This is a genomic window from Chryseobacterium oryctis (assembly GCF_025971925.1).
Classification (GTDB): domain Bacteria; phylum Bacteroidota; class Bacteroidia; order Flavobacteriales; family Weeksellaceae; genus Chryseobacterium; species Chryseobacterium oryctis.
In genome coordinates, this window is sequence record NZ_JAPDHV010000006.1 from 12,686 (window position 1) to 28,904 (window position 16,219).

Annotated in this window: 17 protein-coding genes; 4 read left to right on the forward strand and 13 right to left on the reverse strand. The window is 28.6% G+C overall.

Annotated elements, in window-relative coordinates; genetic code table 11:
• The first annotated feature begins 33 nt into the window (after positions 1–33).
• The 3 genes from OH806_RS12940 to OH806_RS12950 all read left to right on the forward strand — a co-directional run bounded on the left by OH806_RS12940 (position 34) and on the right by OH806_RS12950 (position 2,352).
• Positions 34–546 (forward strand): FKBP-type peptidyl-prolyl cis-trans isomerase, encoded by a 513-nt coding sequence (locus tag OH806_RS12940; RefSeq protein WP_264744092.1) that lies wholly within the window; start codon positions 34–36, stop codon positions 544–546.
• Positions 547–624: 78 nt separating this feature from the next.
• Positions 625–1,662 (forward strand): peptidylprolyl isomerase, encoded by a 1,038-nt coding sequence (locus OH806_RS12945; RefSeq protein ID WP_264744283.1) that lies wholly within the window; start codon positions 625–627, stop codon positions 1,660–1,662.
• A 114-nt stretch (positions 1,663–1,776) separates the two neighbouring features.
• Positions 1,777–2,352, forward strand: a complete 576-nt coding sequence (locus OH806_RS12950; RefSeq protein WP_264744093.1) for a hypothetical protein — start codon at positions 1,777–1,779, stop codon at positions 2,350–2,352.
• A gap of 95 nt (positions 2,353–2,447) precedes the next feature.
• On the opposite strand, the gene OH806_RS12955 is transcribed toward OH806_RS12950, so the two are convergent.
• The 12 genes from OH806_RS12955 to OH806_RS13010 all read right to left on the reverse strand — a co-directional run bounded on the left by OH806_RS12955 (position 2,448) and on the right by OH806_RS13010 (position 14,205).
• Positions 2,448–2,693 carry a hypothetical protein gene (locus tag OH806_RS12955; RefSeq protein WP_264744094.1) on the reverse strand — a complete coding sequence of 82 codons (246 nt, stop codon included), beginning with the start codon at positions 2,691–2,693 and terminating at the stop codon, positions 2,448–2,450.
• 831 nt (positions 2,694–3,524) lie between these two features.
• Positions 3,525–4,190 (reverse strand): DUF6624 domain-containing protein, encoded by a 666-nt coding sequence (locus OH806_RS12960; protein WP_264744095.1) that lies wholly within the window; start codon positions 4,188–4,190, stop codon positions 3,525–3,527.
• Between the two features lie 8 nt (positions 4,191–4,198).
• Complete coding sequence (locus OH806_RS12965; RefSeq protein ID WP_264744096.1) at positions 4,199–5,230, reverse strand: hypothetical protein; 1,032 nt, start codon at positions 5,228–5,230, stop codon at positions 4,199–4,201.
• A gap of 127 nt (positions 5,231–5,357) precedes the next feature.
• Entirely contained in the window at positions 5,358–5,759 is a 402-nt protein-coding gene (locus tag OH806_RS12970; protein ID WP_264744097.1) for a hypothetical protein, read from the reverse strand.
• 214 nt (positions 5,760–5,973) lie between these two features.
• Positions 5,974–6,498 (reverse strand): hypothetical protein, encoded by a 525-nt coding sequence (locus tag OH806_RS12975; RefSeq protein ID WP_264744098.1) that lies wholly within the window; start codon positions 6,496–6,498, stop codon positions 5,974–5,976.
• A 228-nt stretch (positions 6,499–6,726) separates the two neighbouring features.
• Positions 6,727–7,182: a hypothetical protein gene (locus OH806_RS12980; RefSeq protein ID WP_264744099.1), complete on the reverse strand. Its 456-nt coding sequence runs from the start codon at positions 7,180–7,182 to the stop codon at positions 6,727–6,729.
• A gap of 350 nt (positions 7,183–7,532) precedes the next feature.
• Positions 7,533–9,245, reverse strand: coding sequence for a S41 family peptidase (locus OH806_RS12985; RefSeq protein WP_264744100.1), 1,713 nt, complete (start codon positions 9,243–9,245; stop codon positions 7,533–7,535).
• A gap of 179 nt (positions 9,246–9,424) precedes the next feature.
• Positions 9,425–10,828 carry a M28 family peptidase gene (locus OH806_RS12990; protein WP_264744101.1) on the reverse strand — a complete coding sequence of 468 codons (1,404 nt, stop codon included), beginning with the start codon at positions 10,826–10,828 and terminating at the stop codon, positions 9,425–9,427.
• Between the two features lie 56 nt (positions 10,829–10,884).
• Positions 10,885–11,973 carry a grasp-with-spasm system SPASM domain peptide maturase gene (gene gwsS, locus OH806_RS12995; RefSeq protein ID WP_264744102.1) on the reverse strand — a complete coding sequence of 363 codons (1,089 nt, stop codon included), beginning with the start codon at positions 11,971–11,973 and terminating at the stop codon, positions 10,885–10,887.
• Positions 11,974–12,145: 172 nt separating this feature from the next.
• Positions 12,146–13,048: a grasp-with-spasm system ATP-grasp peptide maturase gene (gene gwsG / locus OH806_RS13000; RefSeq protein ID WP_264744103.1), complete on the reverse strand. Its 903-nt coding sequence runs from the start codon at positions 13,046–13,048 to the stop codon at positions 12,146–12,148.
• A complete protein-coding gene (locus OH806_RS13005) occupies positions 13,029–13,937 on the reverse strand; it encodes a hypothetical protein (protein WP_264744104.1) in 909 nt (302 codons plus the stop codon). Before OH806_RS13005 ends, gwsG begins: the two co-directional genes overlap by 20 nt.
• Positions 13,938–14,016: 79 nt before the next feature.
• Positions 14,017–14,205, reverse strand: a complete 189-nt coding sequence (locus tag OH806_RS13010; protein WP_264744105.1) for a TIGR04139 family peptide modification target — start codon at positions 14,203–14,205, stop codon at positions 14,017–14,019.
• Between the two features lie 248 nt (positions 14,206–14,453).
• Between OH806_RS13010 and OH806_RS13015 the strand changes: the two genes are divergently transcribed.
• Complete coding sequence (locus OH806_RS13015) at positions 14,454–14,831, forward strand: helix-turn-helix transcriptional regulator (RefSeq protein ID WP_264744106.1); 378 nt, start codon at positions 14,454–14,456, stop codon at positions 14,829–14,831.
• A gap of 140 nt (positions 14,832–14,971) precedes the next feature.
• Here OH806_RS13015 and OH806_RS13020 read toward each other — a convergent pair whose 3' ends face one another.
• The gene (locus tag OH806_RS13020; RefSeq protein WP_264744107.1) at positions 14,972–16,216 is read right to left on the reverse strand and encodes a DUF1015 domain-containing protein; all 1,245 of its coding nucleotides are present in this window, start codon (positions 16,214–16,216) and stop codon (positions 14,972–14,974) included.
• Positions 16,217–16,219 lie beyond the last annotated feature (3 nt).

The following is a 16,219-nucleotide window of genomic DNA, read 5'->3' on the forward strand; positions in this document are numbered from 1 at the left end:
TGATTCACGAAATGTGTATTTTCGCAAAAGTTTATGAAAAAATTACTCTTCATATCAATATTGGGTTTATTAAGCTGCAATAGAAATACACAACAAGCACATCCTCCTGTAGGCGGTGTGTTGAGCCAAAATGATTTGGATATTTCAAAACAAAGAATGAAAAATCTAAATGGGGTTGAAAGAATACATATTCAGCATTGGATTGATAATCAATCTGTAAAATATTATCCAATGGCGCTTAATTATTGGGTGAACATAGATGGGTTTAATCAGAGAGAGAAAAGGAAAGATAATACTTTTATTTCTTATTCTTATGATTTGTATGATTTTGATCAAACCAAAATTTATGACTCACCAATACAAAGAAGAGAAGCCAGATTCGGACACTTTGATGAATTAAAAGCTGTAGAAGATGCTTTGCGTCATATAAAAGATGGGGAAGAAGTTACGCTTTTGGTTCCATCTTCTCTTGCTTACGGTACTTACGGAGACGAGAAGAAAATAGATAACGACGTACCTTTAATCATAAAATTAAAAGCATTATAAATGAAATTGTTTAACAAGAATATAATTCTGGCAGCGGCTAGTATTTCGCTGATGAGTTGTACACCAATTTATAAAAAAATGAACGTAGACAAAGAAACTTACGAAGGACTTAAAGATGGACTTTATGCTAATCTTCAAACAACTAAAGGTAATCTTGTTGTAAAATTTGAAGACAAAAAAGCACCTGTAACTGTGGCTAATTTTATTGGTCTTGCAGAAGGAAAAATTGATAACAAAGCTAAGGCTAAAGGAGTTCCTTATTATGATGGGACAATTTTTCACAGAGTTATCAAAGATTTTATGATTCAGGGAGGAGATCCTCAGGGAACAGGAATGGGTGATCCTGGATATAAATTTGAAGACGAAAGAAACGACCTTAAACATACAGGAAAAGGTATTCTTTCTATGGCGAATTCAGGACCTAATACCAACGGTTCTCAGTTTTTCATTACAGAAGTTGCTACACCTTGGCTAGACGGAAGACACACTATCTTCGGAAAGGTTGTAAAAGGAGAAGAAGTAATTGACGCAATAGCAAACGTAGAAAAAGGCGCTCAAGATAAGCCTAAAACTGATATTGTTCTTGAAAAAGTATCTATTTTCAGTAAAGGAGATGAGTACAAAAATTACGATGCAGCAAAAACATTCAATGAAGGAAAATCTAAAATCGCTGAAAATAACAAAGCTTTTTTAGCTAAAGAAGAAGCTGAGAAAAAGAAAAAAGAGGAAGAATTTAAAGCTAACCAATTGAAAATGGTTGAAGATTTAAAAGCAGGAATGCAGGTAACTGAATCAGGACTTTACTATAAAATAACTAAAACATCTACAGGGAAAGCTCCTAAAGCCGGAGACAATGTTTCTGTACATTATGCAGGTAAATTGGTTGACGGAACTGAGTTTGATTCTTCATTCAAAAGAAATGAACCAATTGATATTCCAATCGGGATGGGTAGAGTAATTAAAGGTTGGGATGAAGGTATCTTGTTATTAAAAGAAGGAGAAACTGCAACTTTATTGATTCCACCGGCAATGGGTTACGGAGAAAGAGGTGCAGGAGGAGTTATTCCGCCAAACGCATGGTTAGTTTTCGATGTTGAGCTTGTAAAAGTACACTAATCGAATCTTACAATATTTTTAAGGCTGTCCGAAAGGATGGCTTTTTTTATGCAATATAATTTGTAACGATTTTCACAAATCCTACGACATATTTATTTGAAATTTTAAACAATAATGAAAATCAAATCACTTCTATTTGTGTTCGTTCTGTTATCGTTTTTTTCTTTTGCCCAAACAAAAGTAAATTCTGATGATGCAGCAATTAAGAAAAACCTTGCCTATTTTGTAAATACAATTAAAACTAAACAGATTGACCAAGCCGTGAATTGTATTTATCCTAAATTTTTCAATGTTCTCGCAAAAGAACAAATGAAGCAAATTTTGGAGATGACATACAATAATCCGTTTATGAAGATAGATGTCCTTAATTTTCAATTGGGAAATATTGGAAAAACAGAACTGATAGATGGTGAATATTTTTCTATTGTTGATTATTCTATTAAAATGAAATGTAATGCTGGTTCAATGAGTGATGAGATAAAGAGTAAAATTAATGGAGTTTTGACCGCTAAATATGGTAAAAACAATGTACAATATCTGAGCAAGGAAGGTGCATATCTTATTAATGCTGTTATGAAAACTTGTGCCGTTTCTAAAGACAGAAAATACTGGAAATTTGTAGTTTTGGAGAAAGAATATAAAAAAGGGTTGGTAAAGGTTTTGCCTCAAAAAATTCTGGATAAAATCTAAAATGTAAGTTTGATTCGTAACTTACTATATAAAAACCCGTTTCAAAACTTAATTTGAAACGGTTTTTTAATAAAGTGAATATTCAAATTCACGTCCTATCTTAATCTTTTTTTTATCTGCATAGGATTGTTACTCTGTTTCAGTGAAATCATAAACAAAATACTGAAGCCTATGTAAGCACCTATTGCTATTAAATATATCATTATGTTATTAAAAGTTATTTTTGACAGGTAAACCAATACAGAAAATATGGCAAACCCAATCAATAATACTACACTCCAAATACGCATCTTTACAGATACTTCCTGAGTTCTTGTTCTTTCAACTAAATACTTCTTCATAATTAAACTTTTTTAAGGTTGTACGTCTGTTTTTTACTTCTTTTGGATAGAACGACGGTAGCGAAAACGTTCTTCCGTTTTTTAAATTCAAAATACATCATGGCAAAAAATACTTTTACATTGGCTAAGATCATGATATAGTTTGTCTTTATATTTTTCTCAGATAAGAATTTTCTAAAAGCCTTTTATTACAAATTCGCTTTTATAGTATATCAAAAAATGCTTTAAAAATGTCTTTAAAACACTTCTCTTTATATTATACAAAGATGATTCTATATGTTTTGCTAATCAAGACATCGTTTTCAGATACATCAGTTATCTGAATTTGATACAGTAAAGCCTTTGGAAATCTACTGAGATTTTTATCATTTGTGTTTGAATAATTTTTTTCAATATTTCACACAGCTATTTTAATGCCAAAGTGTTAAAAATCAATGATTTTAAATATTATTTTTAAATATAGTAATTAGGTAATTTTAAAAAATCGTTAAGAAAATTGTTTATTCATCGGAGATAGAACAGGTTTTACTTCTACAAAATATAATATCAGTTTGTAGATTATTTTTTTACAATATTTATATTGTTTTTCTACCGTTTATCTATTGGTTATTTTAAATACAGATTGATCAGTGGGGAAAGTTTTACAAGCTCAAACTTCATGATTATCCATAACTTCGATTTTTGTACAAATGAATCCGTATTTTTAATTTTTTCTTTATACTTTAAAATAACTTCATTTCTTTTTTTCAAATAAAAAGTAGATTGAAATTTTGGTTTTGGATTATAGATGATATTGGTGTTCATGTATAAAAATGTTAAGAAATTAATTTTTTATTTATAAAGTTGGGGTGCTGTTATTCCTTTTTTTAGCAAAATTTCTTTATTCATTTCAAAATGCATTTGCGTCATATTATTATAATATTCTTTGAATGGAGGCAGTCCATATTCAGCTCGTAATTTTTCAATATTAATACTGTCAATTAAACCATTTCTAGGAATGGCTTGACCGTTTTCATTATAGCTAACCTGAGAACCAAATCTCTGCTTCTGATTTGAATTAATGGCAACTCTGTCTTCCAACATTGCGTATTCGCTTTTGAAAGCATTATTGTATTTAATCTGTTTCTTCAGCTCTTTCAACATTTTTTTCTGAAATTCCACTTCATTATCTGCATGTTGTATCGGAAGCCAAAATTTTGATGAATTTTCTTTTCCAACTTCCTTAAATCCTAAATATCCATATTTTGCAAATAAGGCTTTTATTCTCTTCTGATTATCATTTCCTATACTATCCCTTTTGAACTCATAAATTTTCCAGGCTTTTTCTTTGCCATATTTCATTTTGAAGCTCTCAGAGGGAATTCCTGCATATTCTTGGTCAATATTTTTGATATAATCCAGTTCAGCAATGATTTTCTCTCGTTCAATATTGGTTATTTTTTGCTTTGTGGTACATCCGATTAAGAATAGTATGGAAAATGTTGTTATATATTTCATTGGTGACTTTATTTTGGATTAATTTTTAAACGACGATATGCTTTGAAATTTCCAAAACTTAAAAACATAGACAATAGTCCAAAAAAAGAAAACATACCAATACCTAGATAATTATTCGTTGTTTTCGGTGCATTCACTATATCCAAATCAATATAATCGTTGTTATTTATGTCTTTCAATTGCTCTACCTGAATTTTCGAGAAATGAAAGTATTTATCTTTCAAATTTAAAGGTTTATTTTTTGCAATTTTCTTGTCATATTCTTCTTTATCTATTCCGATAATAATTGTTCTCCCTTTACTGAAATTTTGCATCAAATTAGTTTTGTCATAAATTGCATCATAACTATTTCCTTGTATTCTAAACACAAATTGTGACTGATTAATCAATTCAAATTCAAAAAAAACGGAACCTTTACTTCTTTCTATAGTTTGAATATCATTCTTTAAATAACTTTTATAAAACGCTAATTGATTATTTTCCAGTTTGGTGAAATCGTAGAAAAAACTTGAAAAATAAAAGAGTAGAAGCGAAATAGTCCCGCAGATAATAGCATATTTTAAATATTTTGGCTGAGATAATTTGGCATTTAAGCTGTTGTCTTTTTTTATTTTGGATTTGAGTTTTACAAAAAAATCTTCAAAATTTGAATATTCCTTATCTATAAGAGTAATTTTTTCGTTGCTTTTTAGGACTAGATAATACTCCGTCCATGAATTGTATTTTCCCGAAAAGTATTCTGAGTAGTACGTTTTTACTTCAGAAAAATAATATTTTTTGGTGTAAAATAAATTTTTTATTTCAAAATAATCATTATAAATAAAAAATCTTTTTTGATTAAAAAAATAGTATATGAAATAGATAATTAAGCCTCCGAGAACTGTCATTCCTATCAACTTCAGGTCATTTTCATATTTATTTTTTGGATTAAAATTGATCTTGAGTAAGTAGATGAAAAGAGAGCATAAGATTATTCCAATCAAAACAATTATAGCATTTGATGTACTCTTTTTTGATTTAGAAATTATCTTATTTTTCATTTGTATTTTTCAATAAAACTAAATTACAAAAAAGTGTAAAACTGGAAAATATAATTAAAGTAGAATCTGTTTTCAGCTTTGCTCTTCACCCTGCATTTTGCCAATACTATGTGCTAGCAAAAGTTTTTTATTTGAAAGCATCTTCAATTTTTCCTTTATATTCAATTAGATATTGAAGTTTTTCGTTTTCATTATCTTCCAACCATTCCAAAGCGTCGTTATATCTTTTCCAGTTATTTTCGAAATATTTAAATGTATATTCATTATTTTTTCCATTATAAGAGAGATTTATTAGAAGTTTATCATCATTTAATGGAATGTAATCAAAATCAAACATATTTGTTGAATTTAATTTGATTTCAATTTTTTCGAGTTCAATATCTTCAATATTTAAAGGCTTCTGATTGAAAACAGTTTCTCCTATTCTCCATCCTTTTTTTCTTCTATAAATTATCCAATAATTTACTGAATCAATAAGCTTTGATATATTGCAACTACAAAATTTAATTTCATTTGAAACTTTACACATTTTCTTATGCGATGTTGGTTATAAAATTTCTGCTAACATTGTATTGGCGAAGTGCGGACAAAAATGTAACTGTAGTTCGATTTTGGACTAATCGTAGCCAATATTTTTTCAATAGAACTAAGTTAATCAAAAATGTGGAATATGAAAATATTGGCGGTTAAAAAATTTAGACTTTAACCTCGCATTTTGCTAATACAATGTTATGTGCATTTTTTTAGTATCCATAATCTTTCATTAAGTTATCTCTTAATTTATTTGTCCACTTTTCAATTTTGTCAGTTAGCTTTAATAGCTTTATTTCATCTTTAGTTTCAAACAGGTCTTTATTCAAAGTATTTAAAGTTAAATTGATTGAAAAATAACCAGATTTGTGATTCAATATTAAATATTTTTGATTTCGATCCATTATTCCAAAAACATTAATATCATTGTAATAATTCTTTTTTAAAACTAATTCTTCTTGAAAAATGCTACTAATTTCATTTCTGATTTTAAATGGTACTTTAGCGTTTTGGTAGAGAAATATTCTTGCTGATTTTCCACTCTTTTTAAAATCAATCATATTTTTTTCGTGAAAAAATAAAAATAATTTATAGTTAAGTTGATTATCAATAAGTAAATCTACTGAACATAATTTATCATAAAGTCCAGGGGAAAAGCTATAATGAATTAAATATTTATTTTTTAGAATTGATTTATTATTTTCATTCCTATAGAATTTGTTTAGATTAAAAAGCATTTAAGTAATTTTTATAAAAAATGAATTTGGGTATCAATTTTTGAAAGTAGTTTGGGAAAATGTCACATAACGGAAAAAGTAAACTTTAGTTCGAGTTCAGACCAATCGTAGCTAATATTTTTTCAATAGAACTAAGTTATACAAAAATGTGGAATTGGAAAATATTGGCGGCTAAAAAAGTAGAGTAGTTCATTTTAGACTTTAACCCCGCATTTTGTCAATACAATGTTATCTACAGTTGGAATGATTTTCAAATTTCCAGTTAATATCAAACTTTTCATTTTCTCGATAATTCATTGGTAAATTGATTTTAGAATGAATCATAGCTTTTTCATTTATAATAATTTTTCTATATTCTAAATCTAAAGAGGTTTTGAGAAAATATTTAATATCGATTATAGTTTCTTTTAATGTTGATTTGTAGATATATAAATTAATATCATAAATCTCATCATAATAATTTATTAATTCTTTTACTGCATCATCATACTGAATTGGAATTTTTTTCTCATTTTCAATAACTCCAATTTTTGCTTGTTCAAAAGAATTTAGTTCATTATTTCTTATTTCACTAATAATAAATTTAAGATTACTTGAATAATTATTAAAAGTATAATCTTTTGCAATTAAAAATAGATTTGTAATTGCAATATTTAGTTCAGTTTTAAGTTCTTGAAAATCCAAATTTTAGTAATTTAATGTAGAATTGTTATCCAATTGCAGCTAACGGAAAAAGTATTGGCAAAGTGCTGGAAAAAGTAAACTTTAGTTCAATTTTAGACCAGACGTAGCCGATATTTTTTCCATGAAACTAAACTAAGAAAAATATGTGGAATGGAAAAATAGGGGAGGGTAGATTTCTAAATCATCCTTTATGAGCGAATTTTCAGCATGAATTAAACTTTCAATTTTTTTAAAAAAAATTTTTTAGGGTATAAAAAACAACTCCGTAATGAAGCTGTAATGTTGTCGTAATTTTTTGATTTTTGAACTTTTGAGGAGTTGTGCAACGGTTACCAATGTTAGCAGAATTGTTATTCTTTATTAAGATATTCAACTGCTTTTTCTATGAATGTATCCTTACCGTTTTTAATGCCTTCAAGATTATAGTCAATAATAATATCTGGTTCAAGCCCTAATCCATGAAATTGACTTCCATCTGTATTCCTAACTTTCATTCCTGTAAAAGAGTATGTCATTCCGGTGAGCAGATTTACATAATTTATATTTCCATTTACACCACCAGTTCTTCTACCCATTGTCGTAACAAAATTATTTGCTTTTAGATATTGTGGGATTGATTCTTGATAACTTCCGTTTCCTTCATGCATTAATAAGACTATTTTAGCATTCAATTCATGTTTTTTTTTATAATTCCAGCCAAAAAAATCAGTAAAAATAACATTTTCAAAAAAAGGATTTTCAATCTTCGGATACGCCATAAACTTCACATTATTTCTATCCCAAAAGAAATTCCTTATCATTGAATTTGCACCACCTTTTCCTTTTTTGGGGTATCCTCTTAAATCTAATATTATTTTTTTAAATGATCTTATATATTCAATATTGGATTCTACGTTTTCTGTTGTAAGATTTTGTAAGTTTAGGTAAAGAATTTCTTTATCAAGTTCTTTCATCTCAAAAGAATTATCTTGATTGAAGAATTCCATATTTTGATTAATTTTGTAATTTCTTTTTAATGTAATTAATTTTCCATCTTCCAAGTTAATGGAAAGCTCAGTGTTTTCCTTTCCTTTGAATAATTCGCGGAGTGTGTTATTAATATTATACTGGTCTGAACCCGACCAATATTCTTTAATACTATCAATAACTGCTTTGGTATTTTCTCCATTTATTTTGGTAATAATATCTCCTTTTTTTAAATTCGGAACATCTCCTAAAATATTGGTTACTACTAGTTGGTTTGTATTTCTGAAAAATTGTGTTTTTATGCCAGGAGAAAACGAATTAATTTGTGAATATTTTGGATAAGTAATCCACATATGCCCATCATTAAAATAATGAGAGATTTTCCTCAAAGTAAACATATTTTCTTCTTCTGATTTATTTTTAAAGGTTGCCTTGATACCTTCAACCAGTATTTTATCCCAATCTATTTGCATTTCATCTTGATATGGAAAAAAATGACGTAAGCCAGACCACATAATAATAAAATTTGCAATAGCAGTATTTTTGTCAAAAGTATTTGGACCTAGTTTAGTAAACTTTTCAATATTACCTTCAGGTATCGTTTTTCCATTTATTTCGTACACGATTAAAGGAATATTTACGTCAAAATTATTTGAGAGTTTCAGTTTGTAAACCTTTTCAGGAATCGGTAAATCTTTAATTTTTAGGTTGAATTCGTCTAAGTTTTTTCGAAATCTTTTATAAGTTTCACCTTTAGAACCGCTTGCAAGTCCCATATTACACCAATAAACTGGCCTTGTATCTTGAGCTTTCCATTGATGTTCTTTTTCACCGAATGTTATAGAAGGTGCAATTGGAAGAAAAAGTTCTTTTATCTTATCTTGGAACTCCTTTTGATTTTTAGTTTTTAAAATTTCTTCAACACCATACACTGCAAAAAAATCCCATTTCATTTTAGCAGATTCATCACTTGGATGAAAATGACGAATGACAGAATAAATATTAGCGAAATCTTTAAGATTTTGAATTTCATCTTTTGTTTGAGCAAAAATTAAATTGGTTAAGAGTGTAAAAAAAAAAAGAAATTTTGTTTTCATATTTTGTTTTTCAAATTAAACTTGGGGCAAATAAAAAGTAAATAATCATAAAAATTCGCTTCAATGATTATAAAAATTTCGTAAAGTTTGTTTACAAGTGTTAATTTGTATGCGAGAGTTTGGTAACATTTCTGCTAACATATATATTAGCGAAATTAATTTAAAAATATAATTAAAAACTACCAATTCTTATCAATCATAAAAATCATTTGAGTCATTGCAACAGCACCCAATAAAAGCTCTCTCTTATTTACTTTATCAAAAGTATCTTCTACAGAATGATGGTAATCAAAATAACGTTGTGTATCGACAACCAATTCAGCTAAAGGAATATCCAGTTTTTTTAATGGAGAAATATCTTGAATAGCTTCTGTTTGCTCAAAATCATAAACACCGTAAGGCAGAAAATAATCTTTCCATCCGAAAATCAGTTTTCTTCTTTGCGGAGACATATCCAACGAAAAACCTCTCGGTGAATATCCTCCTGCATCGGTTCCTAAAGCAAAAATGTGTTTTTCATCTCTCTTTTTTACATAAGATGCATACATTTCCCTTCCTTGTCCGCCATTTTCACTGTTTGCATATAAAACAACCCGAATGGTATGGTTGTTTTCAATTCCGAGAGCTTTCAGAGTTCGCAAAACTTCAATACATTGTACCACTCCTGAACCATCGTCATGAGCTCCTTCCGCAAAATCCCAAGAATCTAACTGCGCTCCCAAAACAATAACTTTAGAATCTTTTTTACCCGGAATTTCAGCAATAATATTAGGGTTTGTAGTTTCGCCTTTTGATTCAGCGGACATATTTATTTTTGCAGTTACTTTTTGCTGTTTTAGTAATTTTTCAAGTTCATCTGCTGATCTTACACCAATTGATAACGCAGGAATTCTTACTTTGTCATCTGGTTCATAATATATCATTTTAGCATGAGGAGTATCATCCTGAGCTGTCGTTAATGATCTTATAATTAATGCTTTTGCACCTGTTTTCGCAATAACAGAAGCAGAAATCAGTTTAGATTTGGCTGTTATCAAATAAGAATCACTTGTATTGATGATTTTCGGATCCATAGGAAGGTTTACAAAAACAATTTTATCCTTCAATTTTCCTACGGAAAGAGCATTTAATTCAGATGTGCTATTAATGATAACAATTTCGCCAACAAGATCTTTTCCACCTGTCCCTTCAGAGTTTCCAAAAGAAAGCATTTTTATGTTTTTCCAATCTCCGTTTCCTGCTTTTATCTGTAAAGATTCTTTTCCTCGTATCCAAATCGGGGCTTTTGCTTCCTGCCTCCAAATCATTTCAATTCCTATATCTTTCAGCTTTTTCTCCGCCCATTCTACAGCTTTTGTGTATCCTGGAGTTGCACTGAATCTCGGACCGATACCTTTTGTGAGTTCACCAAGATTTTCATAGGCCTTCCCGTTGGTCATGATTTCGTCTGAGATTTTTTTGAACTCATCATGATAATTGAATTTGGCAACAGCTGTTTTTTTTGTCGTTTTTTTCTGAGGAGTTTTTTGAGAAAATAAAAATCCACCCAAAAAGAGTGGAATTATAATGAAGATTTTTTTCATTTCTTATTTACCTTTTTCTTTTCCGTTGTTAAAATTAGGGAAAAATTAGGAATATTTTATCTGTTCTTTACGAGTTCTTTCATATCATAAAAGTTTATTGCCTTTTGTTTTAATGGATTTTTACTCCATTCTTCCCACTCTCCAGTATAAGGATTATAACCACATTTTAAAGGTTTTGATGTGTCAAAACCTACATTACTAATATGGGTTCGCTCTGTATAAGCACGGCAGTCAGTACAAATGTAGCGAAATTCACAATCTTTACAGACTTCTATATTATCTTTGGTAAGATTCCAGTATTTTTTGAAATCTTTGTGTTGTAACGCTTCTTCTAATGTTGTATCTCTTATATTCCCAAAACTTTCTGACATAGAAGGGCAGTTTTTTATATTTCCATCTTTGTCGATCGATATTTTTTTGTGAAGACAGGAGTTGTGATTGATAGCTTCTAGAACTTTTGGGAGATTAGTATTAAAATACTTTAAATCTACTTTTCCGCAAGAATTTAATTTTATTTGTTCTTCTGTGAAAGTCACAACGAATTTATATTCATTCTTGGGTTTAAATAATTTTTTTTTACAACAATAAAATATTAAACTATAAATTCTACTACAAAATTGATTAACACCAGCTAATAAACTTTCGTTAACATTATCAGAGTATAATGAAAATATTTCCAAAGTTGTTACAGAAGAGTTTTTAAAGTAGTTTTCAATTTGCATAAACTGTTCTAGAGACAATTCTTTGTCATAATGAATAACAACTTGCTCACAGCCTAAATCTGAAAGAACTACTATTATTTTTTCAAGAATATCTATATTTTCAATTTCTAAAAAAGCATTTGCAATTTCATTTGGGGTGGAAAATTCATACGAAAATGGTAGAAAATTATGATCCCAATTACCTTCTGTAATAAAACCAAATTCGTTTTCTAAAAGTACATTTATATAGTCTTTTATAAAATTTTGCGATTCTAAATCATAAGACTCCATAATATCTTCAATAGACTTTTCTTTAAATTCTTTTATAACATCATAAAGTTCCAATGGAAACAATTCGGATACATTTCTTTGCAGATCTGAAATAATGATTCTAGTTGCACCTTTTGTTATCAGTATATCACTAAATAAATTAAAATATTTCATAACAATCTTGTAAGAGATTTATACGGTTTTACTTGAGTAAGAAAATCTGTTTGATATTTTTTGTATGAAACGTAATTAACTCCATTATTTTTATTGTTAGAATTTCTAGTTCTAAATTCTGTTATATATTTAAATGTAAGAGGTAATAATCTATTTCCAATATTAATTTTTCTCATAAATATTGTGCTATTTCTTTTTCTAATGAATAATTGCATATAGAAGAAACTCCTAAAAAGTGACCAACAGAATTTACTTCCAGAAAATAATATTTATTTCCGCTTTTTATAAAGTCTAAAGAACCACAATTTATATCCAGAGTTTCCATAAGTAAGCATATTTTTGCTTCTATTTCTTTAGGGAGAACGTACCTCACATTTCTATTAGGTTTATTGTGATTGTATATTCTGAAATCCGTTTTAGTTTGCTCATCGTTTTGTGAAATGATTGCTGTTGACCAAATTTTTCCATTCAAATAAAAACTCCTGATTTCAAAATCTTTCTCTATTTTTTCCTGAAAGAATGTTATAAAAAAATCACTTTCTTCAAACTCTTCTACAATAGTAGTATACATAATTCCATCTGAATGCTGAGTAATAAAATCAAGCGTAATATTTCCGGTTATAGGTTTTATGATAGTTTCATTTAATGCTACATCATTTGTATTAGATGCTAAAAAAAAATCAGGAATATCTAAACCTATTTTTTTTGCCTCTTCAAGTACTAAAAGTTTATTTACATGGCTATTGCTTTGTTTATTAATAGTTTTTTTAGATTCTATTTTTTTTAAAACATAATCTTCCAGCCAATGCTGATGCTCATCCATATGATTATTAACAGATTCATTTTCAAAATGTGAGCGATTGAATCGTAAACCACCTCTTCGATACCAAGTACTGGTTATTTCATCCAAAAAGAACCTGTTTCTTGAGCTTTCTAAGAATATTCTTTTTTGGAATACTTTTATTTCAAAAACTTCATCTTCATGTACACGAATGAATTTTTTCTTCATCAAAGAAAGCCACTTAACAACTTCATTGGTTGTAGTTTCTTGATTTTTAGAGAGGATTAATATCATTTTGTTTTTTTAGCTTGGATAAAAAATCTTTTCTAATTTTTGATGCATGTTTCAGACTAGGAAGTCCAATACTTTTTCTATTTCGGTTAATTTGGGTAGAATCTTGGGATTCATTTCGATAATGAAATCTTGAGGCGGTATTTTTATGACTATCATAAGTGTCAGCCATAAGCGCATAATCTTGCGGTGATAAATCCCCCAATTTTAAATATTCAAATGCTTTATTTTTAATAATAGGATAATTTTCTGACCTTACCATATGACTTAATAAGGTAGGCATTGCAATAAAGAGATCGTTATTACCTAACCTTCCTATTATTTGATTTGATGGATAACCATAATTATCAAATGTCCAAAGTAAAAGATTAGCATTTTTTTCAACATTTTTTTGCGCTAATACTTTATTATAAGGTCTTCCCTCCTGATCCCGAATCATAGCTATTGTAAAAGAATCTATAAGCTGTTTATTCAAGCTTTTCTTCCAATCTGCAACTCTTTGATTTACTTCAATACTATCTATCCCGTATTTTTGATAAAGATTGAATAAATCTTTATAACTATTTCCATAAGGAGCAATCAATGGAAGCAGTTTATAAAGACTTTTTTTACCCCCAAAATTTTCATGATATTGGTCAGACAAAATGATATATGTAGCATATTCTTCAATACGTTCCTGATTTTTAGGTTCATATTTTTTAAATAACCTTTTGTATAGCTTTATAGCTTTTTCTGGTTGATTTGCTATTCGGTAAATGCTATCAATTTTGTTTGTCTTGTTATAGTATGTAATATAATTTTTTTCACTAGTACATGAGGAAATGGAGTGACAGCTAAATAAAAATGCTGCAATAAGCTTATAAATATTTAGTCGGATAACTTTTGCCTTCATATATTGTATATTTTAATATAGGTTAGAAAAAGTAAGGCTGTTTTTATACATATAAAAACAGCCTTTTAAACTTTATTGGTTAGCAATAAGTGTCTCTTCTAATATATGTACCTCCCGGCTTGTCATACACATCAAATTCTGTGCAACCTTCTCCAACATCTACATTGGATTGAACTGCATAATTACCACCTTTAATAGCTTCTAAATCTGTTAGTTTTTTGTTTTCTAAAGAAGAGAAATCTCTCTTCATACCAGCTAATTTTTTCATAATGTTTGTTTTTTTTAAAAATTATTATTAATTTTTGACATATAATCCCTGGCATCGGTTTACTGATCAGTGTTTTATAATTATTATTGTACTGTGCACTATACAAAATAACTATTGTTTATCAATTGATAAATCAAATATATCTAATGATTTTGAATTATTATACGTGCTTTTATGAAAATTCTATGAAAATATTATGCACATATTCTTCATAAAATAATTACATTTGTTCATATTAAATTCTATAAATGATGGCCACAAAAACAAAACTGCAGGAAACTCGTATAAAAAAAGGATTATCTCAAGAGCAGATTGCAAATATGCTTGGAATGACACAATCAAACTATAGTCGTAAGGAAAACGGAAGCTCAAAAATATCACAACGTGAATGGGAAAAATTATCCAAAACATTAGAAGTCCCTATGGAAGATATTTTTGAGAATGATGACAGTCATATTTTTATTTTTCAGGATCACTCAACAGGTAATTACAAAGGGATAAATAATATTTATTCTATTCCTGAACATATAGAACAACTTTTAGAAACTCAAAGAAAATATATAGATAAACTTGAAGAAGAAAACCAAACTTTAAGAGAAGAAATAAATACATTGAAAAGAAGCTAGACAAAATTGATTTTCTATCTTTATAAAAACAACGTCTTCATAAGAAGACGTTGTTTTTATTTTCATAAATGGTATTGTACAATAAAATAAGATGAATTTTCCTTTTCCGTTGTTAAAATTAGGGAAAAATTAGGAATATTTTATTGTTTCATATCATACATTAGCAATGCTGTAACCAATTTTGGCTCAATAAATGTACATTTTGGAGGCATACTCAGTTTTAAATCTGAAATTTTAATCATATCATTAAAGCTTACAGGATAAATTCCAAAACCTACAATACCTTCTCCGTTATCTATTTTTTCTTTCAAAAGGTTTATTCCATCAAGGTTAGAAGAACCTTTTACATAAGAAATTTTATCTGAACTGTCAGAATTTTCAATTTTTAAAACATTCTTAAAAATATACTTATCTAAAAGGTGATGATCAAGATTATCCAAAGACATTTCCTGAGAACGAAGGTCATGTTTTACATGCAGAGAATAAAATTTCCCATCCATATACATCGAAATGTGGAATTTCTGAGAAGGATAATAAGCAGTTTCGCCTTTTTCGTGAATTAAAAAATATTGTTCTAATTCTTTTAAAAATTCTTGAGGAGACAATCCGTTAAGATCACTTAAAATTCTGTTGTAATCATGAATTTTAATAGACTGATTGGAAACAATAAAGCTATAAACAAAATTATAAGCCTCAGTTCCGTTATGTCTTTTATTTTTCTCTTTGTGACGTTTTGCATTGAGTGCCGTAGAACCGATTCTGTGGTGTCCGTCTGCAATATAAAATGAATCAATTTGATCAATAACTTCTTTAAACTGCTGAAGTTTTAAACGGTTATCAATTCTCCAGATTTTATGTCTGATTCCCTTAGAATCTACATGATTGAAAATCGGAACATTTTTTTCCTCATGATTCATCAGCAATTCAACTTTAGAATTGGCAGGGTAGGTAAGTAGCACAGGTTCTGCCTGTAAATTTACCTTATCAAGATAATGTGCCAATTTTTCCTTTTTATGAGGAATTGTACTTTCGTGTCTCTTGATTTTACCGTTCCAGAAATCTTCAATACTTGCTAAACCAAGAAGTCCTCTGAAAACCTGTTTATTAGGGTAGATTTGCTCATAAAGATAATACGCAGAATTATCCTGAACCAAAGTATTTTCATTCAACAATTCTTCAAACGTAGCACGGATTTTTCTCAAGTTCCTATCAACATCTTTAGATTTACTTACAACATAAGGTTTGATCATATTGATATAAGTATTTTCAACTTGAGCTTTTTCAGCAATCTCTTCCTGTGTAAAATTATCCAAAGGGTGAGTAGGGAAAGTGCTCTCAAAATCTTTATGAGGTCTTACTCCGCGGAAAGGTCTAAAAACAGGCATATT